This window comes from Flavobacterium cupreum, assembly GCF_003996965.1.
GTDB lineage: Bacteria > Bacteroidota > Bacteroidia > Flavobacteriales > Flavobacteriaceae > Flavobacterium > Flavobacterium cupreum.
The window spans coordinates 75,305-101,429 of sequence record NZ_QWDM01000017.1; the positions used below are offsets into that span (position 1 = coordinate 75,305).

Here is a 26,125-nt window from a genome sequence, read left to right on the forward strand (position 1 = left end):
TGTTTTCTACTGATTTATTATTTTTTACTTTTCAGGAATTCGGCAAATTGTTTTGTATCATAATAAAAGGGCCGTATTGCGGTAATTTTTCCGTCTTTCAAATCAACATGCTCCGAAATTGGCAGTAAAAGTGTTTTACCTGACTTTTTCGCTTTGGCCTTTATGGTAAAATAAATAATTATTTCGTTTTTGGAAGCATCACTAAAATAAACAGGCTCCTTTTCTATCTGCAATTCAAAAAATTCAGCTGATTTGGCATACATTTTAGTCCATTCCTCAAAACCTGTAAAAGTTCCTCCGTATGGTAATCCCTCTGCCTGGTAATAAATAGCACCCGGCTCAATTAAGGTGGCGATTGTCGTGAAATCCCTGGTCTTAAAGAGACTTTCATAATATTTCGCAACCACTTTCAAATTTTCAGTTTCAAGATTTTTTAAAATATCAGCTTCCGACAGTGTCGCTTCAGGGTTCCAAAAGCCGATAATTTTACTCACCTGACCTTTTCCGTTTAACCTGGCAAAATCACGACCGGACATTATCAGTTTACTTTTTGAATCCAGAATTTTCCAGTCCCAGCTTACATAATTGTCTTTGACAACTTTTGCACCAGATGTTAATACTGCATCGGGATACTTTTTATAAAATTCATTTATCACATTATTGAATGCGGCTGTTCCCTTTACAGAAGCCGAAGGATCTTCGAAAGTACTGTCGTCCAGCCAGATTGTCCTGATTAATTTTAACCTTGCATCACTATTGTGCTCTTGCCATGCTTTTTCATAAACCGCAATCGGATTTAATTTATCTTTCTTTTGAGCAAAAAGACTATTAAGCATTAAAAGGAAATAAAGGAAGTAGATTTTTCTCATAAGTCGTTAGTTTATATTCAGTTAAAACTGCCATTAAAAGCATACAACCAAATTTAACATAAAAACATTACATAACAGCAACACTTCCTGAATTTGTCCATGACTTTAAAACTCCGGCTTATAAAAAATTATTTTTATCTTTCTAAACTCTTTTTTATACAACAGATGCTTCATCGCTGAAATTAAAAGCCATCTCTATTTGATCTTTCCAGTCTTCGATAGATTCAGCAGAAGCGCTGTCGGCTTTATCGAAATAAAAGTGCTGTTCAATTTCGAAACCGCAATACTTAAAAATACCGGTATCTGAGGTCAAAGCCAAAGCTTTATCCATGCCCATTGCTTCATATTCTGCATTGGATTTTCCGTGGGAATTTACAATAATCGCTTTTTTTCCTGTCAACAAACCTTTCTGAATACCCTGATCGTATCGATATGCAAATCCGTAACTAAAAACACGATCGATATACCCTTTCATGATAGCCGGCATGCCGGTCCACCAAATTGGGTACACAAAAATAATCCGGTCTGCCCAGGTAATAAAATCCTGTTCTGTTTTTACTTCATCAGCCACTTTTCCCATTCGTTGTCCGCTCATGTCATTTAAAGAAAGAACCGGATTAAAATTGATCTCATACAAATCACGAACCTCAATTTCCTGATTCGATTCCTGAAGATTTTCTAAAATAGTTTGTTTAAAGAAATGATTTAAACTGCCTGAATTGGGATGTGCATAAATGATTAAATTTTTCATGTTCTTATGTTTTAAAGATTAACAGGACAAATGTAAAACGCAGCTTTCCGGCACAATTGTAAGAAAACGAAATCCGATTCATCGCAAACAAAAAAATCCCTGTCGAAGTGATCAGGGATTATTTTGAAATAATAATGTATTAAAAATTTGTTGCAATTGTCATCGCTTTCCAGGCTTCTAAGTCAGCTTCAACTTCTTCAATTTTGGCATTTGCCATATTGTAGGCATCCTCCCCTAAGAACAAATGCAGTGGCGCATTTTGTTCTTTACTGATCTGAATTAAAGCTTCCACCGCTTTCTCAGGATCTCCGGGCTGGTTTCCATTGATTTCATTTTGATGTGCTAATACAGACTGACGCGCTTCTTCATAATCTGCAATCGGATTTTTAGGCAATCCCATAGAATCTGCAGACAAAAAACTGGTCCTGAAATAACCCGGATAAACCAAAGTTACCTTTACTCCGAAAGCTTTTGCTTCTGCTCTTAAACCTTCCGTCAGACCCGAAACGGCAAATTTAGTAGAACAATAAATTCCCCAGCCCGGAAAACCTCCGTGATAACCTCCAATGGAAGAAATATTGAAAAAATGTCCCGATCTGTTTGCCCTGAAATGAGGCATTGTGTTGCGGATCACATTAAGCAAACCGAAAACATTTACATCAAAATTTCGTCTTGATTCTTCGTCCGAAAGTTCTTCCAGCGTACCAATTTGCCCATAACCTGCATTGTTTACCACAACATCTATGGTTTTAAAATGACTGACTGTTTTGGCAACTGCATCCTGAACACTGCTTTCTGTTACAAGATCCATTTCTAAAGGCAAAAACTGATCTGACGCGGCACTAACTTCTTTAATTAATGAATTTACATCTCTTGAAGTTGCAGCCACGTGATACCCTTGTGCCAATAGTTTCTGAACTAAGATTAAGCCCAAACCTTTTGAGGCTCCTGTTACAAACCATACTTTTTTAGTTTCCATAATTTATATTGTTTTAATGACAAGGCAAAATTAGGCTGAAAGTACAGGTCAGGGATAACGAAATTCAAACCATTACTTACGAAATTCAAACAGTCCGAAATTGTCGGGGTGTAAGGTTAATGTTCTTTTTGAAAAAATTATTAAAATGCGTCGGCTCTTCAAATCCGAGGCTATAGGCAATTTCAGCAATATTCCAATCGGTGTGTTTCAGAAGGATTTTGGCTTCCTGTAAAAGGCGTTCCGCTATAACTTCTGAAGTTGTTTTTTGAGTGGTTTCTTTTAAAGCCCTGTTTAAATGATTTACATGAATGGTTAACTGATTGGCAAAATCGGCAGCAGAACGCAGTGTAAAACGCTGTCTTGAATTTTCAATAGGAAACTGTCTTTCCAACAATTCCAGAAACAAGGATGAAATTCGATTTGAAGCATTAGAATGCTGGTTGACGGAAAGATTAGCAGGCTGCATTTTCATTGCACTGTGAATCAATTCAAAAACCAGATTTCGCAGCACATCATATTTATACGCATAGTCAGAATTAATTTCTTCCATCATCTGCCTGTAAATCAATTTGATTTTCTCCGTCTGTTCCTTGTCAATCGAATAGATAAAACTGCCGTTCGGCTTAAAAACCGGATATTCTTTTAAATTCCCGAACTGATGAAAAAAGGCTTCCGTAAACACACAGAAAAAACCAGTCTGGTGTTCTTCTAACTGTTCCCAGTTATAAGGAATCTGCGGATTGGCAAAGAACAAAGCCTGCTCTTCGATCTCCACAATCTTATCGGCATAATGAACCCTGTTTTTACCAATAATCAAACTGATTTTAAAATAATCCTTGCGGCTGTACGGAATTGGTTTTGCACTGCACCCCATAAAATCATCCAGCTCAAATACATTAAAATGTCCGATTTCCTTTTTAAGGTTATCGGGCATGAAATTGAGTTTGGTACGATAAAAATCTTCTATAGTTTCTGTCTTGTCCATTTCGCAAAGTTACGAAATTCAAACAAACTAAAAATCTTTAGAACCACAGATGTCTTCTTGAAATTTTAGAAATTTTGTCGGAGACAAATTCATGTAGTGCTTAAAATCATGTATCAGCTGACTCTGGTCGTAATAACCACAATCTTCCACAATAGTCAGCCAATCTGTTTTTGCGTCGGTCTGCGTAGTTTTCTGGATTTGCTCCACCGCTTTTAAAAAGCGCTCATAACGACTGATTTCTTTAACGGTATACCCAAAAAATTTCTTCTGGTTCAGCTGAATATTCCGTTCTGTCTGATTGGTTCTGGAAGCAATTGCTTTGATCGGATTTAGACTGTCATCCTTAAAATCGGCCAAAAGTGCCGTGATAGTATTTTGCTCTTTTAAATACGGTTTACAAAAATCCAGAATGTAATTTACCCGATCCCGGGTGTCGGGAATTACCAGCAGTTCTTCCCATAAGGCACTGAAACAATTTTCAGCAATTAAAGCATCAGGATGAATCGGCAAAGAATGTGTTAAAAGTGCAGTTCCAAAAAACCTGTAAAAAGCATCTTCCTTAAAATTAGCCACGAGGATTTCAGAATTGGGTTCCAAAGTATAGTCGAAAGCCTGTTTTATCGGACCTACAACCAGACATTTTTCAGTTTTAAGTGTAGTGTTGCGTTGTGATTTTAGAGATACGTTTGCACCAAAACTAAAAACCAGTATTGTCTGAAAATTAGGCAGAAGCGTTTTGGTGACAGGCAAATCTGTTTTATTTTCAGCAAAATAGAAATGAGAAAAAACAGCTTTAAATTCTGAAGGAACAGCAATTCTGTAATTGGTATTTTCGTCAGAATCTGTCATTCTTTTTCTTTTAAATATATTATTCCTGAATAAACTCAGCTTCAAATAAATGGGTCAGCTGTTTCAGGATTTTAGCTTTCACTTCTTCCTCATCTACTTTTTCCACGCCTAATTCTACCTGTAAAGAAGTCACTCCTTTTCCTCGAATGCCGCACGGAATGATATTATCAAAATAACCTAAATCTACATTGACATTTAAGGCAAATCCATGCATGGTTACCCAGCGTGAAGCGCGTACACCAAGGGCACAAATTTTTCTCGCAAACGGAGTTCCGGCACCGAGCCAAACTCCGGTTTCGCCTTCGCTTCGGCCACATTCCAAACCATATTCGTTCAATGTCAGAATGATAGCTTCCTCCAGAAAGCGCAAATACTTATGGATATCGGTAAAAAAGTTTTCCAGGTCTAAAATCGGATACCCCACAATCTGTCCGGGTCCGTGATACGTAATATCACCTCCGCGATTGATTTTATAAAAAGTCGCCCCTTTGGCTTCGAGTTGTTTTTCGTTTAAAAGCAAGTTCTCGAAATCACCGCTTTTTCCCAAAGTATACACATGCGGATGCTCTACAAACAGCAAATAATTGGGTGTTGGCAAATCGAGTTCTTCTCTTCTGTTTTTTATTTTTAGGTCGACAATATCCTTAAAAAGTTCTTCCTGATATTCCCATGTCGCTTTATAATCTTTATTTCCTAAATCCTGAAGTTGAATTTTTTTATTCATTTTTATTATTTTTCAAACTCTACTTCAAAGTTAAGTTTGTCGGGATTCTCCATATAATCCGTAAAAGGGTATTGAATTGTAATTGTTTTTCGGTCTTCACTAAACAAAGCGTCCGGATTAGATACCTTTTTGATCTTTTTCGGGAAATGATATTTCAGGATATAACTGGACGACGAAAAAATCATTTTGGACATATCCGCAGTACTATCTTTTGCTTTTTCAGCCACTTTTTGCTGGTCAATTACTGCTGTACGGGTAAATTTCTTTCCGTTGTAGGTATAACTTAGCTTACTGTTATTATTTCCGAAATTACCACCAAAAGGACTTGCCGCAGCAGCACTTCCGCCCTGCTCTAATTTCTGAAAAGTACTTAGTGTCTGCAGGATATCCTGCAGTTCATTTACGTTTTTAAAATCTGTTGAAAGCGTCATTAAAAACTCCTTCTTTTCGCTGCTCATTTTGGTATGAACGACAAAGTTTTCTATTTTTTTAAGTTCTTTTTGGGATTCCGGGGAAAGCTTGGCGATACTGTCTTTTTTTGCTGCAAACAATTGCTTGAATGTAAATGTCGAATCAATATCTTTTTTCGCTTCAGCGCCCATTTGATTTCCAATCTGGTCACCGGCCATCGCCATTAGAGAGGAACCATCCAAATCTACCGAAAACTTTCCGGCTCCGTTATCGTTTACATAAATATTTTCTGTGAAAGTACAGCTTGTAAGCGCTGCGAATAAAAAAGAAAACGTAAGTAATTTATATAATTTCATCGTGGTTTATTTTCCCCAAAGATACGAAGAGTATTTTTAATTGTTTCGCTACTTTATTCCAAAACTACTTCAAGACTTGTACTTTCGGGATTTTGCAGACAGTCCGAAAGTTGAAATTCTACCACAACTGATTTTTTATCCGGACTTAGTATTCCTTTTGGATTTGAAACTGATTTTATTTTTCCGGGAAAATGATATTTTAGAAAATATAGCTGGGTGAGTTTTAACGAAGCATATTTGGGATCAATCTTTTTGAATTCCTCTTTTGCTTTTTGGAATTCAGTTTCATTTGTAATAGCAACCATGCGTTTAAAAACTTTCCCATCAAAAGCATAAGCGATTTTATAATAATGGTTTTCTGCGGTTAAAGCATAGTTATAACGGATATCATCGGCGTAATTTTCGGTTTTATACAAATCCGGAACTTCTGAGATTTTATTGAAGTCAAGTGAAAACACATCGCGAAATTCTTTTTCGAAAGAACTTTTCTTCAGATGCACTTTTACATTGGCATATTGCTGAAACAACTTTTGTTCTTCTGGCGTATATTTTAAAAATGTTTCGTTGTATTTTTTGATATACTCACTAAAAACGTAAGTGGTATCCTGAAATTTTTCTTCTCTGGAATAATTTTCACCTGCCAGCTGCATATAACTGTTTTCGTCCCGAAAAGTAACGACTTCAATGCTTCCGCTTCCGTCTGCATTGAAGTGAATCGTTTCGGTAATCCGGCAACTCGTGAACAGAATTACCACTATTAGTATTGAAATGTATTTCATTTTTTTATGAAAGGTTCTAGTTTCTGAGTGGCTAAGATAACGAGGTTTTTGCTTAATTCCTTACCGCTAATTTTTAAACGCAATACTGATAACCGTACCGGACAAAACGTCTTTTAAAAAATAAATTTTCTACCCTAGCCCCGATAGAAGCGGTATCCTTTTTTGCTTTTTCTGCAAAAAAGATTTAGCGGATAGCGGGACAAAAGGCAGTTGAAATACGATAAAATACTGCTTCAAAAAATCTAAAAACAGCATTCTGAAATCTACATTCTTTTGTTTATCTTTGCACACTTAAAAAACAGTATATAATGGCCTTATCTGAACAAGAAATCATCCGAAGAGAGAAACTTCAAAACTTACGCAACTTAGGAATCAATCCTTATCCTGCTAATCTTTTTCCTGTAAATCATACTTCTAAGCAAATTAAGGAGTCTTTTGAAGAAGGTAAGAAGGTGATCGTTGCCGGACGTTTGATGAGTGTGAGAGATCAGGGAAAAGCCTGTTTTGCTGAATTGCAGGATAGCGAAGGCCGTATTCAGCTGTACGTAAATCGCGATGTTTTGTGTGAAGGTGATGATAAAACATTGTACAACACGGTATTTAAAAAACTAACCGATTTAGGTGACTTTATTGGTATTGAAGGGGAGTTGTTTACTACGAAAGTGGGAGCACAATGTATTCGTGTTGACGGATTTACTTTTTTAAGCAAAACGTTACGCCCGCTTCCTTTACCAAAAGTAGACGAAGAAGGAAATGTACACGATGCCTTTAACGATCCTGAGTTACGTTACAGAATGCGTTATGTTGATTTAACCGTGAATCCGCAAGTTAAGGAAAACTTCATCAAACGTACGAAGTTGTATACTGCTATGCGTGGCTATTTTAATGATGCAGGTTATCTTGAAGTGGAAACTCCGGTTTTACAGTCAATTCCTGGTGGGGCTGCGGCGAGACCTTTTACCACGCATCATAATTCGCTTGATATTCCGCTTTACATGCGTATTGCCAACGAATTGTATTTGAAAAGATTAATTGTTGGTGGATTTGAAGGGGTTTATGAGTTCTCTAAAAACTTTAGAAATGAAGGAATGGACAGAACGCATAATCCTGAATTTACCGCCATGGAAATATATGTAGCTTATAAAGACTACAACTGGATGATGGAATTTGCTGAAGGTTTACTGGAGCATTGTGCTATTGCCGTAAACGGAACCAGCGAAGCTACTTTTGGTGAACACAAAATTAACTTTAAAGCGCCTTACGCCCGTGTGACGATGACGGATTCTATCAAGCATTTTACCGGATTTGATATTTCAGGTAAAACGGAAGAGGAATTGTTTGAGGCAGCAAGAGGAATGGGAATTGACGTTGACCAGACAATGGGGAAAGGAAAATTGATTGATGAAATTTTTGGAGCAAAATGCGAAGGAAACTATATTCAGCCTACTTTTATTACCGATTATCCTAAAGAAATGTCGCCTTTGTGTAAAGAACACCGTGACAACCCGGAGCTTACAGAGCGTTTTGAACTAATGGTTTGTGGTAAAGAAATTGCAAATGCATATTCTGAACTGAACGACCCGATTGATCAGCGTGAGCGTTTTGAAGACCAAATGCGTCTGGCTGAAAAAGGTGATGATGAAGCGAATGGTATCATCGACGAAGATTTTTTAAGAGCTCTTGAATATGGTATGCCGCCAACTTCCGGAATGGGAATTGGAATGGACCGTCTGATTATGTATTTAACCAATAACGCTTCTATCCAGGAAGTTTTATTGTTCCCTCAAATGCGTCCGGAGAAAAAACAGGCGTCGATAGAACTTTCCGATGAAGAAAAATTTATCGTGGATTTATTGAAAGGAAATGAAAATAAAATGGATCTTCAGCAATTAAAAATTACTGCTAATTTAAGCGGTAAAAAATGGGATGCATCGATGAAAAATTTATCCAAGCACGGTTTGACTAAGGTTGCTGTTGAAGGTGAGTTTAAATTTGTGGAACTTGTAGAGTAAATTTTAAAATTCCAAATTTAGAAATTCCAAATTCCAAAATTGGGATTTATGATATTCAAACCCGACAGGTTTTAAAAACCTGTCGGGTTTATTTTTAAAACGAATACTTCTCTAATTTCTTTCCCTGAATATCCAAAACCTTAGTAGTTTCTTTTGGAACATCCCCTTTAACTTTTTCCTGAACAGATGGATTGGAAGGATATTTACCGTTTTTCATTTTTAAAAGATGAAATTTTCCTCCGGTCTCAAATATAAGATCATAGAATTTCTCTGTTACTGAAGTAGTGACACTAATAGGAAAATCGGTTACGGTAAAAGAATTAATGACACTTCCGTCATTGTTTAGAATATAGCCGGAACAGCCTCCGCTTCCGCAGAAATAAGGATTCGAGAAACCAACGAAATATTCGTTTTTTTTATCATTATTCAGATCGAAAGCATCATAATAAAAAAAACGGTCTTCTTTTGTCATTGCCGGCAAATCTTTCTTTAATAAAACATTCAATTGTTTTCGAATCACCTCGACTGCTTTATCTTCTTTTGGAGGAGCATCACTGACATCAGCAGTTCCCGCAGCTGTTTTGGACAAGGTGTCTTCGGCAATTGTTTTTATTATGCTTTGTTCGTCTTTTTTATCTTTGTTTTGGCATGAAATCATTCCCAGAATCACAAATGCCATTAAAATTGTATTTTTCATAATTTCCTGTTTTAAATTCCCAACATTATGTTTGTTAAATCCGACAGGTTTTAAAAACTATCGGGTTTGTAATCGTTACAGATTTTTAGACCAGTAACGCCGCTTTATTCTCGATGTCATTTTGAGTCAATAATGATTTTATATTATTGAAAGTAACCAGGGCAATCTGTGTTAAAGCTTCATTGGTAAAAAAAGCCTGATGGGCCGTAACCAAAACATTCGGAAAACTCATCAGACGCTGAATCGCATCATCCTGAATTATATCTGCCGAAAGATCCCTGAAGAAGAGTTTTTCTTCCTGTTCGTAAACATCAATTCCGAGATAACCAATCTTACCTTCTTTCAATCCTTCAATAACACAGGCCGTTTCTATTAATCCTCCCCTGCTTGTATTGATAATCATAACGTGATCTTTCATTAAGGCGATTGACTTTTCATTAATTACATGTTTAGTTTGCTCGTTTAATGGGCAGTGCAGTGAAATGATATCGCTTTCCCTGAAAACATCATTTAAATCGGTAAAAATAACCCCGTCTTTTTCCATTTCCACATTCGTTACAATATCATAAGCCAATACTTTACATCCGAATCCCAAAGCAATTTTAGCAAAAGTTTTACCGATATTTCCTGTTCCGATGATTCCGATTGTTTTTCCGTATAAATCAAAACCCAGCAATCCGTTGAGCGAGAAATTCTGTTCGCGGACTCTGTTGTATGCTTTATGCGTTTTTCTGTTTAAGGTTAAAATCATGGCCATTGCATGTTCTGCAACTGCCTGAGGCGAATAGGCAGGAACGCGGCAAACTTTAAGATTGTATTTTTTCGCAGCTTCTAAATCAACATTATTAAATCCGGCACAACGTAAAGCTATAATCTTAACGCCCTTTTCTGCCAATTGTTTAATAACAGCTTCGTTGACAATATCATTTACAAAAACGCAGACAATACTGCAATCCTGAATTAAAGTGACGGTCTGCGGATTGAGCTGCGTTTCGAAAAAATCCAGTTCGAAACCAAATTCATTGTATTGATTAAAAAAAATTTTATCGTAAGGCTGTGTCGAAAAAAAAGCAATTTTACTTCTGTCTACCGCTGCTGATGAATTCATATTGTCAGTTTTTATTTGCATTTATAATTTATTAAATTTAAGGATTAAATCTGAATTTTTCCGAAAGAAAAGTCATTTAATAGCTGAATCAATGATTTTCAGTTTGTTAAAAATTTTATAAATCCGACAAACCCATTAAACCTAACGAATTTTACAAAGTCTAACTGACATAAACTTAAAAACAAAATCATGAAAAAATTATTTATCGCAGCCATGCTATTCGTTGGACTAGCCAGTTTTGCACAAGACACGGAACAAAAACCTGCACGTGATCACAAAGAGAGAATGACTCCGGAGCAGCGTAATGAAAAGCATTTAAAAAAAATGACCTCTGAATTAAATCTGGATGCCAGTCAACAGGCCCAGATCAAACAATTGTTAGCAGAAAGAAGTGCCAAGGCTGAAAGTTTTAAAGAAGCCCGTAAAGCAAAAAAAGAGAGTAATGTAAAAGTTACGGCAGAGGAAAGAGCGGCTTTCAAAAAACAAATGGACGAAGAAGTGGCTTCCAATGATGCCAAAATGAAAGTGATCCTGAATGCAGACCAATATAAAAAATGGACGGCTCTTCAGGAAGAAAGAAAAGATAAGATGAGAGAAAAAATCAGAGAGCGCAAAGACGACAATAACTAATTGTAGTGTACTAAAAGAGGCTTTGATAGCCTCTTTTTTATTTCAAATTCTATTTATGTTTTCATTAATACTTTCTGTTAATTAAAAGATAAATCTCTCATTCTGATTAAACTTAGCAAACTTATTGAAGTCTAACAGATATAAATCTTTAAAAAACGAATTATGAAAAAATTATTTATTGCAGCTTTATTATTCGTTGGAATAGTAAGTTTTGCACAAGACATCAATCAGAAACCTGCACGTGATCAAAGAGAAAAATTAACTCCGGAACAACGTAGTGAGAAACACTTACAAAAATTAACTTCTGAATTGACTTTAGATAAAAAACAACAGGAGCAGGTAAAACAATTACTCGCAGAAAGAAGCGCTAAAGCAGAAAAGTTCAGGGATGCTAAAAAAGACAGCAAAGTAAAACCTACTGCCGAGGAAAGAGAAGCATTCAAAAAACAAATGAAAGCTGAAAAAGAAGCAAACGATACCAAAATGAAAGCCATCTTAAATGCCGATCAGTATACAAAATGGACGGCTCTTAAAAAAGAGCACAAAGGCGATCATAAACACAATGGCAAAAGAGACATGAAATCTCCACAGGAACGCGATCAGGCACATTTGCAAAAATTAACGACGGAGCTAAACCTGAATGCCGATCAGCAAAAACAAGTGGGTGAACTTTTATCTGACAGAAGTACCAAGATGGCAATGCTGAAAAAGAGCCGAAAAGAGGCTGGTACAGCACCAACTGCTGCGGAAAAAGACGCCATGAAAAAACAAATGAAAGAAGATCGCAAAGCTGCAGATGCTAAAATGAAAACTATCCTGACTTCCGATCAATATAAAAGATGGGGAGTGATTCAAAAAGATCATCAGGATAAAATGAAAGATCACGGAAAAGATAAAATGTAATTGAGATCAAAAAAAAGAGGCTTTTAAAGCCTCTTTTTTGTTTTTATACATTTCTTATTTCGGATTTAAAATCAAATCTATTCGCTTGATGCAATCTTCGTAATGGTATTTTGTTTCTGTGTTTACAGGTCTTGCTTTTGCTGCTGTAAGCGTACCTCTTAAAGCAACTAACTCCCCACGAACCAAAGCCCTGACATCTGATTGTGCTACATTGTAATACGTTACAGACCGGTCTGTTGGTTTGATTTCTTCTGTCATCAAAGAACCCATTCTGTCGATATAACCGCGTTGCAGATTTCTTCGGTAAATTGTTACATTCACAGGCGTTGCGGCTTCTTTCCAGATTCCTTTTCGGGTATCTTTTAACAAATCCAAAGCTTTGTAAGTATCGGCTCCCAGAATTTCGTTATCCATTAAGCGGCCAATACGACCAATACTCAGCAGACTATTCAAATGTCGCACCTGCAAGCTCCTGAACTTTTCCGAATACCCTGCAAAATCAGTATTCTTTAAAGTATTGACATTTACAATCCAGGTTGGCGAAGCAAAGGCATTTGCCTGCAGCCAGTTCATCGCTTCGATTTGTTTGGCTTTTGGCACCACTTCGTAAACATTTCCGGCCTGATTTGGTTTTTTGGTATTTTCATAAACACCGCCAACATTGGTCACAACATGACCTACATATCTGCTCCAGACTTCCAGCATTTCTTTGTATAGCTCATCTAAATCTTCATAATTATTGGTTACACTACTCGTCCATTCATTCAAATGGCCGGCTACATATTCCAGGTTTTTCATTCCGTATGTGCTTGCTTTCATTGAATTATTTCCAATATCTTCCGTTTGGGAAGCAGGATCAAAAGCACTGCTTTGTTTTCCGAATTTATACAACGGGTTTCCGGCTTTCTCCAGAATCCATTTGTCTAAAGTTGCGGCTTCTTCCTGAGGTGATTTGGCAGTCGGAATTACTCTGTATCCCCAATTTACTGCGTATTGGTCGTAAGCCCCCATTTTACGAACAAAACGAATGTTTTTATCTCCGGGCTGTGCGATATAATTAAATCGGGCATAATCCATGATACTTGCCGAGATTCCGTTCTGTTGTGTAAAATCACCATTTCTGTAACTTTCCACCTCATAAGCACAACTCGCTCCCATATTGTGTGGAAATCCTAAAGCATGTCCGACTTCATGTGCAATTACCATTCGCATCATTTCGCCCATTTCTGCATCGCTGGTTTGTAATGTTCTCGCTGAAGGATTTGCTGCTCCGGTTTCTAATAGATATCGGTTTCTGTACGAACGCAAATGGTTGTGGTACCAGATTACATCGCTTTCGATAATTTCTCCCGTTCTGGGATCAGAAACACTTGGCCCAACCGCATTTCGCGTGGTACTTGCTACATATCGAATGACCGAATAGCGTATATCTTCCGGACTAAAATCCGGATCTTCTTCTTTGGTCGGGGCATCTTTGGCGATAATGGCATTTTTAAATCCGGCAGCTTCAAAAGGTTTTTGCCAGTCTTCAATTCCCTGCTTGATGTATTTTCTCAGCTTTTCAGGCGTTGCAGGATCTAAATAATATACAATCGGTTTAATGGGTTCAACCAATTCTCCTCTGTTATACGCTTCAGGATCTTTAGGTTCTAATCGCCAGCGACGGATATAGGTTTTAAGATCTGATTTTAACTCGTTACTTCCGTAATCGTATTGGCTTACAGTAAACCAGCCTACTCTCGGATCGGCTAATCTTGGTTTCATGGGCGCTTCAGGCAGCAAAACCATAGACTGATTCATCTGAATGCTTATGGATTCTGTTTCTTCTAACATGGATGGTTTAGAAGCATTATACGTCATATCCTGAATCACTTCGATATTCATCGGAAAACTTTTAATCGTATTGATAAAACTTCTCGAATCATCCAGTCCTTTTACCTTATACATTTCGCGCATTTCTGCTGATATTCCGCTGATTGCTTTTACGTCCGTACTGTAAAACTTCGTTACATCAATCACAGTATTTGCCGAATCTTTGCTAAAAGCTACAATGTCAAACGCAAATAAAGTTGGTTCGTAATTATTGGATTTTACCGAAATGCTAATAGGCAACGTATCGTTCGCCACGGCATTGTATGATTTTGATTTGATTAGGATTTTGTCCTGAAAACGCTGCCAGACTATTAATTGTTCGTTGGTTTCAGAACCTGCGTTTACGTATCCGCCCCCGAGGTTAGAAGGCAGTTTGGAAAGCCGGCTTACTAAAAGCATATCCTTGTTTAAATACGTATTCGGAATCTCGAAATAATATTTTTTTTCGACTTTATGCACCGTGAAAAGTCCCGGATCAGAAACAGCATCTTTCGTAATTACTTTGCTGTATTCCTTAATTGAAGATTCTGATTTTTTCTCGGGTGGCGCAACCACAGGCTCCTCTTTTTTGGATTTTTTTTGGGTCGACTGAGCAAATTGATTGTTAGAAAACAGCATAAAAACTGTCATGGTAATAAAAATGAAAAATTTCTTCATTTATTGTTGATTTAATGGTTATTTGATAAACAAAAATAATTTTTATTCTAAATATATAACAAAAAACCTACTTATTAACTTTTCATTAACTAAAAACAATTCGAAATTTAATTCCATAAAAAAAGGCTCAATTTTAATAAAACTGAGCCTTTTTTTGGAAATATAGATATTAGATTTTATCCTTTAAAACGTCTTTGAAACTTTATCAATCACCTTAATCGTAAAATCTAAATCTTCATAGGTTAATGCATCTGTAATAAACCAGGTTTCATAGGCAGATGGAGCGATATAAATCCCTTCCTGCAATAATCCGTGGAAGAATTTTTTAAATGTTTCGTTATCTCCTTTTGCCGCACTTTGAAAATCCGTAACCGGACTGGCATCAAAATGTACAGAGATCATCGAACCTACCCTGTTGATGGTAAAAACGACTTTATTTGCTTTTAAAACCTTATCGATTCCTGCTTCCAAATACGCTGTTTTTTCTTCTAAACGCGTAAAAACAGCGCGATCATTATCAAGGGATTGTAACATCGCTAATCCCGCAGCCATTGCCAAAGGATTTCCGGATAATGTTCCGGCCTGATAAACCGGGCCCAGCGGCGCTAAATAATTCATGATTTCTTCGCGTGCTGCAAAGGCGCCAACCGGCAGACCACCGCCAATTACTTTTCCGAAAGTTACGATGTCAGCCTTGATATTATACAATTCCTGAACACCTCCGCGAGCCAGACGGAAACCCGTCATCACCTCATCGAAAATTAACAAAATTCCGTTTGCTGTACACAGATCTCTCAGTCCCTGCAAGAATCCTTTTTGAGGCGGAATACATCCCATATTTCCGGCAACCGGCTCAATAATAATAGCTGCTATTTCATTTTTGTTGGCTTCGATTAAAGTCTTTACATTCTCTAAATCATTGTATTTTGCCAGCAAAGTGTCTTTTGCAGTTCCTTCTGTAACGCCGGGACTATTTGGAGATCCGAAAGTTACGGCACCACTTCCTGCCTGAATCAAAAAGGAATCCGAATGTCCGTGGTAGCAGCCTGCAAACTTGATTATTTTATCTCTTTTTGTAAATCCGCGGGCCAGACGAATCGCACTCATACAAGCTTCAGTTCCTGAATTCACAAAACGGATTTTATCGATATTCGGAACCATAGCAACTGCCAGAGCTGCGATTTGAGTTTCTAATTCTGTTGGCATTCCAAATGAAGTCCCCAGTTTGGCTTTTTCAATTACAACATCAACGACCGGCTGATACGCATGACCCAAAACCATTGGCCCCCACGAATTGATATAATCAATTAATTTATTTCCGTCTTCATCATACAAATAAGCACCTTTGGCACTTTTGACAAAAATAGGAGTTCCACCAACCGCCTTAAAGGCTCTTACCGGCGAATTTACGCCTCCCGGGATCACTTTTTCTGCTTCAGCAAAAAGCTGACTACTTCTTTTATATATCATTTTTGACTTTATATTATTAGCGTTATGATTTTACAGTAAGAACCGATTTCAACTGAGACTGAGACTGAAAACTAAAAAAACTACTTCACTTTCAATTTCTGTCCGACAGAAAGAGCGTTGTCTGAAAGATTATTTTTTCGTTTTAAATCATCGACCAGTACGTTGAATTTTTTTGAAATCGAATATAAGGTATCTCCTTTTTGAACTTCGTACAAAGAAGGATCATTTGAATTTGAGGCTGGATTGGAAGATGAATTTCGAACCGGAGCTCCTTTATTAATTGCAGTATATGTTTTCCCTGTAACCTGGCAATCGTACTGATGCAGATTGTAACGTTCTATATAACTGATTAACTTATCGGGATAATTAGGATCTGTGGCATAACCCGCAGCACGTAAACCTTTTGCCCAGGCTTTGTAATCATCCTTCTGGTAAGTAAATAATGTCGCATACCTGTTCTTGCCTACCAAAAACAAAGCATGATCCCGATAGGATTCAGAAGCTTCGGTATATTTTCTGAAACATTCCTGAGCCGAATCGTCATCATGGCGAACGCTTTCACCCAGCCAGTCTTTGTGACATTTTATTCCGAAATGATTATTGGCTTCCAAAGCCAGGTCCCCTTTTCCTGCACCGGATTCTAAAATTCCCTGCGCCAGAATAATACTTGCAGGAATACCATATTTTTGCATATTTGCCATGGCGATATCCTTAAACTGCAAAACATAATTATTGATCAGATCACTTGTAACAACAGTTTTTGAAGTAGACTGAATGACCTCAGTCGTATTATTTGTGGTGGGATATTTGCCTATAGGTTTAGAATAAGTCCCTTTTTTAGTCGAAGCTGTTCTGGGTTTCTGAACCGAGGCCTGTTTCTTTGTTGTCGCAATAGCGGGTTTACTGGAAGAACAGCCCGCTAATGCTGCGATTAAGAAAAGTAATATTGTTTTTTTAAACATTCTTTTTTAGTATTGGTAATTTCTTCTGCATCAACTTCAAATTCATTCCGTCAATTCCCTGCAATCCGCCGGTATGAATGAGTAAAATTTTTGAATGCGCCGGAAAATAGTCTTTCTGGATTAAATCTATAACGCCAAAAACCATCTTTCCTGTATAAATTGGATCCAAAGGCACTTGATTTGCATCAAAAAAAGCGTTGATAAATTCAATTAATTCCAAATTTATCTTTCCGTATCCTCCAAAATGATAGTCAGAAATTAAATCCCAGTTATCTTTTTTTGCAAAAATACGAATTTCATCCTTTAGAAAGTCACCTTTTAACGCCGGAAATCCTAAAATCTTCTGATCTGCATAAGCACTATTTATCAATCCTGAAATAGTGCCGCCTGTTCCGACAGCACAGCAAACATAATTAAAAACAGCATCTTCCGCAGTCAGAATCTCTTCGCAGCCTTTTACTGCGAGGGCATTTGTTCCGCCTTCGGGCACTAAATAAAAGCCGCCAAATTTCTGCTTTAAATTTTCTAAAAAAGAAATTTCATTTTTAAGCCGATAGTCTTCCCGGGAAACAAATTCAAATTGCATACCGTTTTCCTGAGCGAATTTCAACGTTGGATTTTCTTCTATTTTATCAAAAAGTTCTTCTCCGCGAATCACGCCGATAGTTTTAAATCCGTATTCCTTGCCCGCAAAAGCAACCGCTGCGATATGGTTCGAAAAAGCACCGCCAAAAGTCAATACCGTTTTGTGATTTTCAGCTTTTGCCTGAAGCAGATTGTATTTGAGTTTTCGGAATTTATTCCCCGAAATAAAGGGATGAATTAAATCTTCGCGTTTTATGGTCAAAGAAATATCTTTGGGAAAATTGATATGAATTTCCTGGTTCAAAATCTATTTTTGTTTAAGGTTAAGTAGTTCCTGAATTTAAAAAACGGACGGTTTTTCAAATAATCATAATTGGTTTCGTGGGCATAGGCTTCTCTTTCAAAACTAATATTCTGATACGCTATTGCTGCATTTTTATATTGAATCAACCGGAACAGGTATTCTAAAAAATACCAGACAAAAAAAGGAAGGATCAGCATTTCCAGTTGTTGCCGCAAATGAATCTTTTCGTGATTGACAAAAGTCCTGTTGGTTTTGTCGCTGCCATATTTCATCAGAACAAACGGAAACACGGCCATTCCGCGATATCCATTCGGAATTAAATATTTAGCAACAATTAGAAACATTGACTGTAAAATTTATAAATTTGTAGAAGCAAAATTGTTTGTTTTCATTAAAATAATAATCAAAATTATCGATTTGATTTTAAAGCCAGACAAACTATTGCACTTAAACAGGATTATGAAAGAGCAAAGTAATGAAAATAAATTAACCGAGGGCGAAGATTTTTATTATACACCCGAAGGTTACAAATGCTTTACCGAAAAGCACCATTTAAAACGCGGTTATTGCTGTAAAAGCGGCTGTCGTCACTGTCCGTACGGATTTGACAAACGAACCGGGGAAATTAAGAAGAAAGCGAATTAGAGAATGGGGCAATTTGATAATTTGATAATTTTTCACTTTTGTCATCCTGAGCGAAGCCGAAGGACAACTCTAAAATCTAAAATCAACAATCTAAAATCACATATGGATATTCTCTTGCGAAAATTTAGGATTAAAATCCACAAATCCTATCACAGGTCGGATATTCGTTATCCCTAGTTTTTAATTAGAAAATGTGTCAATTTGAAAATGAGATAATTTCTTTTCAAACAAATATAATTTACTTAACTAACTTTTAATTACCACGGCTATTGGATTATTTACACTTGGAGGAAATCTAAGAAGTCTAACAATCCAATCCTCTAACAATCTAATAAAAATGACTTTTCAAGAAGAAATACAACAAGGAATACCAAGTATATTACCTCCGAAAAAACAATATGATTTAGCGATTAACCATGCGCCAAAACGAAAAGAAATACTATCTGCGGAAGAAAAAAAACTGGCTTTAAAAAATGCATTGCGTTATTTTGACTCCAAACACCATGCTGAATTAATTACTGAATTTTCAGAAGAATTAGAAAAATACGGCCGTATTTACATGTACCGCTTTCGTCCGGATTACAGGATGTACGCCAGACCTATTGATGAATATCCGGGAAAATCAGTACAGGCAAAAGCCATTATGCACATGATTCAGAACAACCTGGATTATGCCGTGGCGCAACATCCGCATGAGTTAATTACCTATGGCGGTAACGGGGCTGTTTTCCAGAACTGGGCGCAATATTTACTGACTATGCAGTATTTGTCTGAAATGACAGATGAGCAAACGCTGACGATGTATTCGGGACATCCGATGGGATTATTTCCTTCGCATACAGAAGCACCAAGAGTTGTGGTTACGAACGGAATGGTGATTCCGAATTATTCAAAACCGGACGACTGGGAAAAAATGAATGCTTTGGGAGTCTCACAATACGGCCAAATGACGGCCGGAAGTTATATGTATATCGGCCCGCAGGGAATTGTACACGGGACAACAATTACGGTTTTGAATGGTTTCAGAAAAATAAAACAAAATCCGGAAGGCAGTTTGTTCGTCACTTCAGGACTAGGCGGAATGAGCGGCGCCCAGCCAAAAGCAGGAAATATTGCCGGCTGCGTTACCGTTTGTGCCGAGGTAAATCCTAAAATTACCAAAATTCGTCACGAACAAGGCTGGATTAACGAGATTGTCACTTCGACGGAAGAACTGGTGAAGAGAGTGACTTCGGCGAAAGCCAATAAAGAAGTAGTTTCGATCGCCTACTTAGGAAATGTTGTGGATGTATGGGAATGTTTCGATAAAGAAAATATCAAAATCGATTTAGGTTCTGACCAGACTTCGCTTCATAATCCGTGGGCGGGCGGTTATTATCCGGTTGGAATTTCTTTTGATGAAGCCAATGAAATGATGGCCAATAATCCTGAATTATTCAAAGAAAAAGTACAGGAAACTTTGCGCCGACATGCCGCTGCCATTAACAAACATACCGCAAAAGGGACTTACTTTTTCGATTACGGAAATGCCTTTTTACTGGAAGCTTCCCGCGCCGGTGCAGCGGTAATGGCCGAAAATAATATCGACTTTAAATATCCGAGTTACGTTCAGGATATTATGGGACCGATGTGTTTTGATTACGGATTCGGGCCTTTCAGATGGGTTTGTACCTCAGGAAAACCGGAAGATTTACAAAAAACAGATACTATCGCTTCTGAGGTTTTAGAAGAAATGGCGAAGACGGCACCAGATGAAATTCAGCAGCAAATGCAGGATAACATCAAATGGATCAAAGGTGCTCAGGAAAATAAACTGGTCGTAGGCTCTCAGGCCCGAATATTGTATGCAGATGCCGAAGGGCGTATTAAAATCGCAGAAGCTTTCAACCAGGCGATTGCCAGGGGTGAAATCGGAACTGTTGTTTTAGGCCGTGATCATCACGACGTTTCCGGAACAGATTCACCTTACAGAGAGACATCCAACATTTATGATGGTTCGCGTTTTACGGCCGATATGGCGATTCAGAATGTGATTGGAGACAGCTTCAGAGGGGCTACCTGGGTTTCTATTCACAATGGCGGCGGAGTTGGCTGGGGTGAGGTTATAAACGGTGGCTTTGGTATGGTTCTTGATGGTTCTAAAGAGGCTTCAAAACGTTTAGCATCAATGCTTTTCTGGGATGTGAACAACGGAATTTCAAGACGAAGCTGGGCCCGAAATGACGAAGCTATTTTTGCCATAAAAAGAGCAATGGAAGTTCAGCCTTTATTAAAAGTAACTTTACCGAATATTGTGGATGAAAGTTTATTTTAGGGCATAATCGTCACCCTGTTAGTCCACAATTGGCATTCTGTTATACACGAATGTCACCCTGAGCGAAGTCGAAGGCTAATAAAAAGAGAGGCTTCAACTTCGCTCAGCCTGACAAAGAAACAAGAACATTAAATTTTTATAAATATGAAAACATTCAAATTAATACCGGTTTTTCTGCTTTTACTACTGGCTTCCTGCAGTACAGTCAGTGTTTATTCTGATTACGACAAAAGTGTCGACTTTACGCCTTATAAAACGTATGCTTTCTTTAAGCCCGGTATTGATAAGGTAGAGATTTCTGATTTGGATAAAAGACGTATTCTGCATGCTATTGACACACAAATGCAGGCAAAAGGCTTCACAAAAAGCGATAACCCTGATATGCTGATCAACATTTTTACCAAATCAAGAGAGCAGGTTGATGTCAACCAATTTAGCGCCGGATGGGGTTATGGTTGGGGATGGGGATGGAATCCTTATATGATGTACGGAGGTCAAACTACCGTTTCTACTTCTACGCAAGGAACTTTATTTATCGACTTTATTGATGCCAAAAAGAAAGAAATGATCTGGCAGGGCGAAGGAATCGGAACACTTACGAAAAACGCTGACAAAAAAGACGAAAAGGTAAATGAGTTTGTAACTAAAATTTTAGCACAATATCCGCCGGTTAAAAAGTAGTTTTCAGTCTCTCCCGATAGCTATCGGGATCCGTTTTGTAAAACCTGAAACAGTTCTTTGATTACTTTACAAAATAATTAATACATTTGTTTTTCAAACAACCAGAAATGTCAAACTTAAATAACATTAGTATCGTGATTAACATTATTGCAATTCAGCAGTAATGGCGAGGTGTTATATAAAGAAGTAAACAAATACAATTTATCAAACCTCCCAATTCGGGAGGTTTTTTTTATTTAAACATAGTGCATTAATTTTTGCCACAGATTTCACAGATTCTCACAGATTAAAATCTTTTTAAATCAATTAATCTGTGGCAAAAAAAAACAAAAATTATGAATTTATTTAACGAAGTCCTTACTGCTAAAAAGCAGCTCGAAAATGTAGTGGCCGCTACTCCACTGACACAAAACCTGAACCTTTCAGACGAATTTAAATCGACTATTTTATTGAAAAGAGAAGATTTACAAATTGTGCGGTCGTATAAAATCAGAGGAGCTTACAATAAGATTTCTTCGTTAGACGAAAGTGAAAAAGCAACCGGAATTGTTTGTGCCAGTGCTGGAAATCACGCCCAGGGAGTTGCATATTCTTGTAATTTACTACACATACAAGGTAAAATCTACATGCCTAAGACCACTCCAAAGCAAAAAGTAAAACAAGTGCAGCTCTTCGGAAAATCATTTGTAGAGATAGTTCTTACCGGAGATACTTTTGATGATGCCTATGCCTCAGCAACAGCAGATGCCATCAAAAACCATAAAATATTTATTCATCCTTTCGATGACATAAAAGTAATGGCCGGTCAGGGAACTGTTGGATTAGAAATCCTTGACGCCTTTAAAGAACCTATAGATTATGTTTTCGTTCCCATTGGCGGCGGCGGACTGGCTTCCGGTTTGTCGGAAGTTTTCAAACAACTGAGCCCGGAAACCAAAATTATCGGTGTAGAACCAAAAGGAGCCCCTTCGATGAAAAATTCTATTCAGGAAAACAAAAACACAGCCCTTACTACCATTGATAAATTTGTTGACGGAGCCGCCGTAAAACAAGTGGGCGATATGACTTTTGAAATTTGCCGCGAAAACCTGGACGACATTATTCTGGTTCCCGAAGGAAAAGTCTGCACTACAATTTTAAGATTGTACAACGAAGAGGCCATGGTTGTCGAGCCGGCAGGAGCTTTGACGATTGCAGCATTAGATTTTTATAAGGATAAAATTAAAGGCAAAAACGTCGTCTGCGTAGTAAGCGGGAGTAATAATGACATCGAAAGAACCGCTGAAATAAAAGAACGTTCTCTGCTTTACGAGGGACTGATGCATTATTTTATGATTCAGTTTCCACAGCGTCCAGGTGCGTTAAAGGAATTAGTAAACAATATTTTAGGGCCCGATGATGATATCACTTACTTTCAGTTTGCGAAAAAAAACAGCCGTGAAGTTGGGTCTGTAGTTGTTGGTCTGGAACTGAAAAACAAAAAGGATATTTTCGACATTAAAATGAATATGACCAAAAATGGTTTTGAATTCCAGTACCTGAATGACAATCAGGATTTGTTTACGCAGTTAATCGGTTAATTCAAGGAAAATAAAAAGGCTGCCTGATACCAGACAGCCTTTCAAATCAAATAAAAACTACTAACTAATTATAGATTTGAATTTATTGTTTTAGGACTTTTTTGGAATAAGTCCCTTTGTCATCACTAATTTTAACAATGTAAAGTCCTACCGGTAATTTTGAAATTTCGATTTCAGATGGATTTCCTTTCACAAAACTTAGCGGTTTTTTCAATACACTCTGTCCCGAAATAGTAAAGACTTCTACGGATCCGTCGCCTTGATGATTGGTACCGATTTTTAAATAATCATTCGTTTCATTGATAAAAATGGTCCTGTCACTGCTCTCCGTTTCTGCAGCAACATCTTTTGTTATAGCATTTTTGGCCGTGGATTCGACCTGCACCAACTGCCATTGCTGATTTAAACCTCCGGTATACGCCCAAACCTGAATGTTGGCGCCATTGGCAGTTGAAACATTTTCAACATCAAGTGATTTCCCGCTGTTGACATTGATGATTTTATAGTAACCTCCTCCAAGACTGGTCACCGTCCATTTGAATTCATTTGTAGCAGCGAAAGTTTTTTGCACCACTTTTACGCCATCACCGGTACCGTTATTTTCGGTAGTCAGGTACATTTGAGTTGATTTCACAATAATATAATAATTGCCACTTCCGGCCGACACAAATTTCCAACGCTGATTGTTTCCTCCGCCGTTTGTAATATCATATTGCTGAATTCTGCTGCCGCTTGTGGTAGCATTATCTGCTACATCCAATCCTTTGTTACTGTTTCTGGAAATGATATTGTAATAGCCCGGAAAACCAGTTGGCGGCGGTGTTCCTGCACCCCAAGTAAATGTCACTGCCGAGGATCCGGGAACTGTGTAATCAAAAGCAGATGATCCTGAAACGATTCTTATATTATTGGATCCGCCGGAGTTATATACGACAAGTGCAATCGATCCGTCAGGATTTTTGAACCCTGCAGAAACTATATTGCCGTTTGTACTGGAGGAGTTAATTCTTAGAGCACCCGGCTTAACAAATTTCGAAATCTGCCCAATAATATAATAGGCTACATTTTTAGTATAACTGGTACTATTATTTACGGTAATAGCTCCGAGACAAGTGTTGCATCCGCCCGGAGTGCGTGGTCCTAAACCTGAATTATTTGCTGCGTTCCATTCCAGGACCGTTTTTGCCCAGTTATTGGTACTTCCGATCACCACATTTTGCATGTGCCAGCCGAAATCTCCACTAAAACTCCCACCCGATCCGGTGTATTGTTCGGTAAAATAAACATTTTTATTGGTCGCATTCCGTACTGTAGACATAGCCGAAATATTTCCTAAATACAAGTGAAAAGCTGCGCCATCCACATAGCTGCTATTGTTTAAAACATCAATAGGATAAGCTGTATTGTCGCAATTATGATCAAAAGCTATGATTTTTATATTTCCGTAACCAGCTGATGCCATTTGTGGGCCCAATTGAGTATTAATAAAATTCTTTTGTTCGGTTGAATTCATTAACATACTTGGTTCGTTATTTGGATTTTCAGGTTCGTTTTGAGGCGTAATCCCCCAAATCGAAATCCCCTGCGCCTGCATGGCTGCAAAATATTTTACAAAATATCTCGCGTAAGCAGCATAATATTGTGTCTGCAAACTTCCGCCAACCCAAGAGTTATTAGTCTTCATCCAGCGTGGCGCTGACCATGGAGTGGCTAATATTTTTATATTTGGATTAATGAGCAGAATCTTTTTTATAATCGGAATCAAATATGTCAAATCTGGTCCGTTCAGGCTAAAATTATTCATATTGACATCACCCGATGTTTCATTATAACTATAAGACGAGCTGCTTAAATCAGATGCTGCGATACTAATTCTCACCACACTGGCATTTAGACCCGTTGTCGGATTGTACAGATCATTTAGTAATTGATTTTGCTGAGTCGCAGCCATTCCGCTGATCACTTCACAACTTCCTTCTGTAAGGGTATACCCAAATCCGTCCATGGTCTGGTAAGTCGTTGAAGGATTAATGGTTACCGTTGAGGGATTGCTTCCTGAATTGGCACCAAAATTTACATTGGTTTGCTGTTGTAATAATTTGGACTGGTCTCCTGTAGTCACCCACGGTGTGACTGTCTGTGCATTTGTCTTAGCAGTGAAGAGAAATAAAATAATGATTGGTATCATTATACCAGACTTTATTCGGCTTTTGGTTTTTGGGGTAGTTTTGTTCATTTTTTTAAGGTTTTGATAATTTAATTTTTCTTTATTTTTAAGATTAATTTTATTAATTAACCTCAAATTTATGTTAATTTTTATTAAAACAATAATTTACAAACTTAACAAAAACACATCAAAACAGCCATAAAACCTTACAAAAGCATATCTGTTTAAATATTATAACATTGAATAACAGTATTTTAAACATAAATAACTATTGTGACGAAAAGTAGATTATACATCAAAATCAGTTTTACTGAAAAAGAATAACAAAAAGCTTTATTTTAAAAAAATATAAAATCAAAAAGTGCTGTTAAATGATAAATATCACAAAATAAACCCTCTCTTATATTGTATTTTTGCAATTGAATTTTACCTTTTTACACATGGCAACTCAGGATATTTCAAGCTTAGGCGATATTAAACTTTTAGTGAATACTTTTTATGCAAAAGTGCAGGAAGATGATTTAATCGGTCCGATTTTTAATGAGAGGATGCTGGGCAGATGGCCGGAGCATCTGGAAAAGATGTATCGTTTTTGGCAGACCATTTTGTTAGAAGAACATACATATTCCGGAAGTCCTTTCCCTCCACATAAACAGTTACCGGTCAATCAGACTCATTTTGATCGCTGGATGGAAATCTTTACAGCAACTGTCGACTTTTTGTTTGTCGGTAAATTAGCCGATGAAGCTAAAGTCCGTGCAGCAAATATGGCCTACATGTTCAATTATAAAATTGAGTATTTCAGGAATGCCGAAAATATCTAGTCTGATAGGCG

Annotated in this window: 24 protein-coding genes; 8 read left to right on the forward strand and 16 right to left on the reverse strand. The window is 37.4% G+C overall.

Annotated elements, in window-relative coordinates; translation table 11 throughout:
• Positions 1-17: 17 nt before the first annotated feature.
• The 8 genes from D0817_RS20940 to D0817_RS20975 all read right to left on the reverse strand — a co-directional run bounded on the left by D0817_RS20940 (position 18) and on the right by D0817_RS20975 (position 6,703).
• A complete protein-coding gene (locus D0817_RS20940; protein ID WP_127340302.1) occupies positions 18-869 on the reverse strand; it encodes a nuclear transport factor 2 family protein in 852 nt (283 codons plus the stop codon).
• A gap of 154 nt (positions 870-1,023) precedes the next feature.
• On the reverse strand, positions 1,024-1,620 hold the full coding sequence (locus D0817_RS20945; RefSeq protein ID WP_127340303.1) for an NAD(P)H-dependent oxidoreductase: 597 nt from the start codon (positions 1,618-1,620) through the stop codon (positions 1,024-1,026).
• 139 nt (positions 1,621-1,759) lie between these two features.
• Positions 1,760-2,599 (reverse strand): SDR family NAD(P)-dependent oxidoreductase, encoded by an 840-nt coding sequence (locus D0817_RS20950; RefSeq protein WP_127340304.1) that lies wholly within the window; start codon positions 2,597-2,599, stop codon positions 1,760-1,762.
• 85 nt (positions 2,600-2,684) lie between these two features.
• Positions 2,685-3,584, reverse strand: a complete 900-nt coding sequence (locus D0817_RS20955) for a helix-turn-helix domain-containing protein (protein ID WP_127340305.1) — start codon at positions 3,582-3,584, stop codon at positions 2,685-2,687.
• A 27-nt stretch (positions 3,585-3,611) separates the two neighbouring features.
• The gene (locus D0817_RS20960; RefSeq protein ID WP_127340306.1) at positions 3,612-4,433 is read right to left on the reverse strand and encodes a helix-turn-helix domain-containing protein; all 822 of its coding nucleotides are present in this window, start codon (positions 4,431-4,433) and stop codon (positions 3,612-3,614) included.
• A 19-nt stretch (positions 4,434-4,452) separates the two neighbouring features.
• The gene (gene lipB / locus D0817_RS20965) at positions 4,453-5,157 is read right to left on the reverse strand and encodes a lipoyl(octanoyl) transferase LipB (RefSeq protein WP_127340307.1); all 705 of its coding nucleotides are present in this window, start codon (positions 5,155-5,157) and stop codon (positions 4,453-4,455) included.
• A gap of 5 nt (positions 5,158-5,162) precedes the next feature.
• A complete protein-coding gene (locus tag D0817_RS20970; protein ID WP_127340308.1) occupies positions 5,163-5,924 on the reverse strand; it encodes a hypothetical protein in 762 nt (253 codons plus the stop codon).
• A 53-nt stretch (positions 5,925-5,977) separates the two neighbouring features.
• Positions 5,978-6,703 carry a hypothetical protein gene (locus tag D0817_RS20975; protein WP_127340309.1) on the reverse strand — a complete coding sequence of 242 codons (726 nt, stop codon included), beginning with the start codon at positions 6,701-6,703 and terminating at the stop codon, positions 5,978-5,980.
• A 308-nt stretch (positions 6,704-7,011) separates the two neighbouring features.
• On the opposite strand from D0817_RS20975, the gene lysS reads away from it, so the two are divergent.
• Complete coding sequence (gene lysS, locus D0817_RS20980) at positions 7,012-8,715, forward strand: lysine--tRNA ligase (RefSeq protein ID WP_127340310.1); 1,704 nt, start codon at positions 7,012-7,014, stop codon at positions 8,713-8,715.
• Positions 8,716-8,809: 94 nt separating this feature from the next.
• On the opposite strand, the gene D0817_RS20985 is transcribed toward lysS, so the two are convergent.
• Together D0817_RS20985 and D0817_RS20990 are read right to left on the reverse strand one after the other, a co-directional pair.
• The gene (locus D0817_RS20985; protein WP_127340311.1) at positions 8,810-9,412 is read right to left on the reverse strand and encodes a hypothetical protein; all 603 of its coding nucleotides are present in this window, start codon (positions 9,410-9,412) and stop codon (positions 8,810-8,812) included.
• A gap of 85 nt (positions 9,413-9,497) precedes the next feature.
• The gene (locus D0817_RS20990; RefSeq protein WP_127340312.1) at positions 9,498-10,520 is read right to left on the reverse strand and encodes a 2-hydroxyacid dehydrogenase; all 1,023 of its coding nucleotides are present in this window, start codon (positions 10,518-10,520) and stop codon (positions 9,498-9,500) included.
• Positions 10,521-10,709: 189 nt separating this feature from the next.
• Here D0817_RS20990 and D0817_RS20995 point away from each other — a divergent pair, with 189 nt between their 5' ends.
• Together D0817_RS20995 and D0817_RS26285 are read left to right on the forward strand one after the other, a co-directional pair.
• Entirely contained in the window at positions 10,710-11,150 is a 441-nt protein-coding gene (locus D0817_RS20995) for a DUF4890 domain-containing protein (protein WP_127340313.1), read from the forward strand.
• A gap of 162 nt (positions 11,151-11,312) precedes the next feature.
• Positions 11,313-12,053 (forward strand): DUF4890 domain-containing protein, encoded by a 741-nt coding sequence (locus D0817_RS26285; protein WP_238160922.1) that lies wholly within the window; start codon positions 11,313-11,315, stop codon positions 12,051-12,053.
• 54 nt (positions 12,054-12,107) lie between these two features.
• Here the strand turns inward: D0817_RS26285 and D0817_RS21005 are convergent, their stop codons facing one another.
• The 5 genes from D0817_RS21005 to D0817_RS21025 form a co-directional block, all read right to left on the reverse strand.
• Positions 12,108-14,582 carry a zinc-dependent metalloprotease gene (locus D0817_RS21005; RefSeq protein ID WP_127340314.1) on the reverse strand — a complete coding sequence of 825 codons (2,475 nt, stop codon included), beginning with the start codon at positions 14,580-14,582 and terminating at the stop codon, positions 12,108-12,110.
• A gap of 183 nt (positions 14,583-14,765) precedes the next feature.
• Positions 14,766-16,052, reverse strand: a complete 1,287-nt coding sequence (gene hemL / locus D0817_RS21010) for a glutamate-1-semialdehyde 2,1-aminomutase (protein ID WP_127340315.1) — start codon at positions 16,050-16,052, stop codon at positions 14,766-14,768.
• An 80-nt stretch (positions 16,053-16,132) separates the two neighbouring features.
• Complete coding sequence (locus D0817_RS21015; RefSeq protein ID WP_127340316.1) at positions 16,133-17,014, reverse strand: glucosaminidase domain-containing protein; 882 nt, start codon at positions 17,012-17,014, stop codon at positions 16,133-16,135.
• Positions 17,007-17,903: a 1-aminocyclopropane-1-carboxylate deaminase/D-cysteine desulfhydrase gene (locus tag D0817_RS21020; protein WP_167470962.1), complete on the reverse strand. Its 897-nt coding sequence runs from the start codon at positions 17,901-17,903 to the stop codon at positions 17,007-17,009. The genes D0817_RS21015 and D0817_RS21020 overlap by 8 nt, the downstream gene beginning before the upstream one ends.
• Complete coding sequence (locus tag D0817_RS21025) at positions 17,900-18,247, reverse strand: hypothetical protein (RefSeq protein WP_127340318.1); 348 nt, start codon at positions 18,245-18,247, stop codon at positions 17,900-17,902. The genes D0817_RS21020 and D0817_RS21025 overlap by 4 nt, the downstream gene beginning before the upstream one ends.
• Before the next feature lie 115 nt (positions 18,248-18,362).
• Here D0817_RS21025 and D0817_RS21030 point away from each other — a divergent pair, with 115 nt between their 5' ends.
• The 4 genes from D0817_RS21030 to ilvA all read left to right on the forward strand — a co-directional run bounded on the left by D0817_RS21030 (position 18,363) and on the right by ilvA (position 23,123).
• On the forward strand, positions 18,363-18,548 hold the full coding sequence (locus D0817_RS21030; protein WP_127340319.1) for a C1orf53 family protein: 186 nt from the start codon (positions 18,363-18,365) through the stop codon (positions 18,546-18,548).
• Between the two features lie 337 nt (positions 18,549-18,885).
• Positions 18,886-20,862: a urocanate hydratase gene (hutU, locus tag D0817_RS21035; RefSeq protein WP_127340320.1), complete on the forward strand. Its 1,977-nt coding sequence runs from the start codon at positions 18,886-18,888 to the stop codon at positions 20,860-20,862.
• Between the two features lie 144 nt (positions 20,863-21,006).
• Positions 21,007-21,543 (forward strand): DUF4136 domain-containing protein, encoded by a 537-nt coding sequence (locus tag D0817_RS21040; protein ID WP_127340321.1) that lies wholly within the window; start codon positions 21,007-21,009, stop codon positions 21,541-21,543.
• A gap of 335 nt (positions 21,544-21,878) precedes the next feature.
• A complete protein-coding gene (ilvA, locus tag D0817_RS21045; RefSeq protein WP_127340322.1) occupies positions 21,879-23,123 on the forward strand; it encodes a threonine ammonia-lyase IlvA in 1,245 nt (414 codons plus the stop codon).
• 82 nt (positions 23,124-23,205) lie between these two features.
• On the opposite strand, the gene D0817_RS21050 is transcribed toward ilvA, so the two are convergent.
• Positions 23,206-25,359 carry an RICIN domain-containing protein gene (locus tag D0817_RS21050; RefSeq protein WP_127340323.1) on the reverse strand — a complete coding sequence of 718 codons (2,154 nt, stop codon included), beginning with the start codon at positions 25,357-25,359 and terminating at the stop codon, positions 23,206-23,208.
• Between the two features lie 371 nt (positions 25,360-25,730).
• Here D0817_RS21050 and D0817_RS21055 point away from each other — a divergent pair, with 371 nt between their 5' ends.
• Positions 25,731-26,114: a group III truncated hemoglobin gene (locus D0817_RS21055; RefSeq protein WP_127340324.1), complete on the forward strand. Its 384-nt coding sequence runs from the start codon at positions 25,731-25,733 to the stop codon at positions 26,112-26,114.
• The last annotated feature ends 11 nt before the right edge of the window (positions 26,115-26,125 follow it).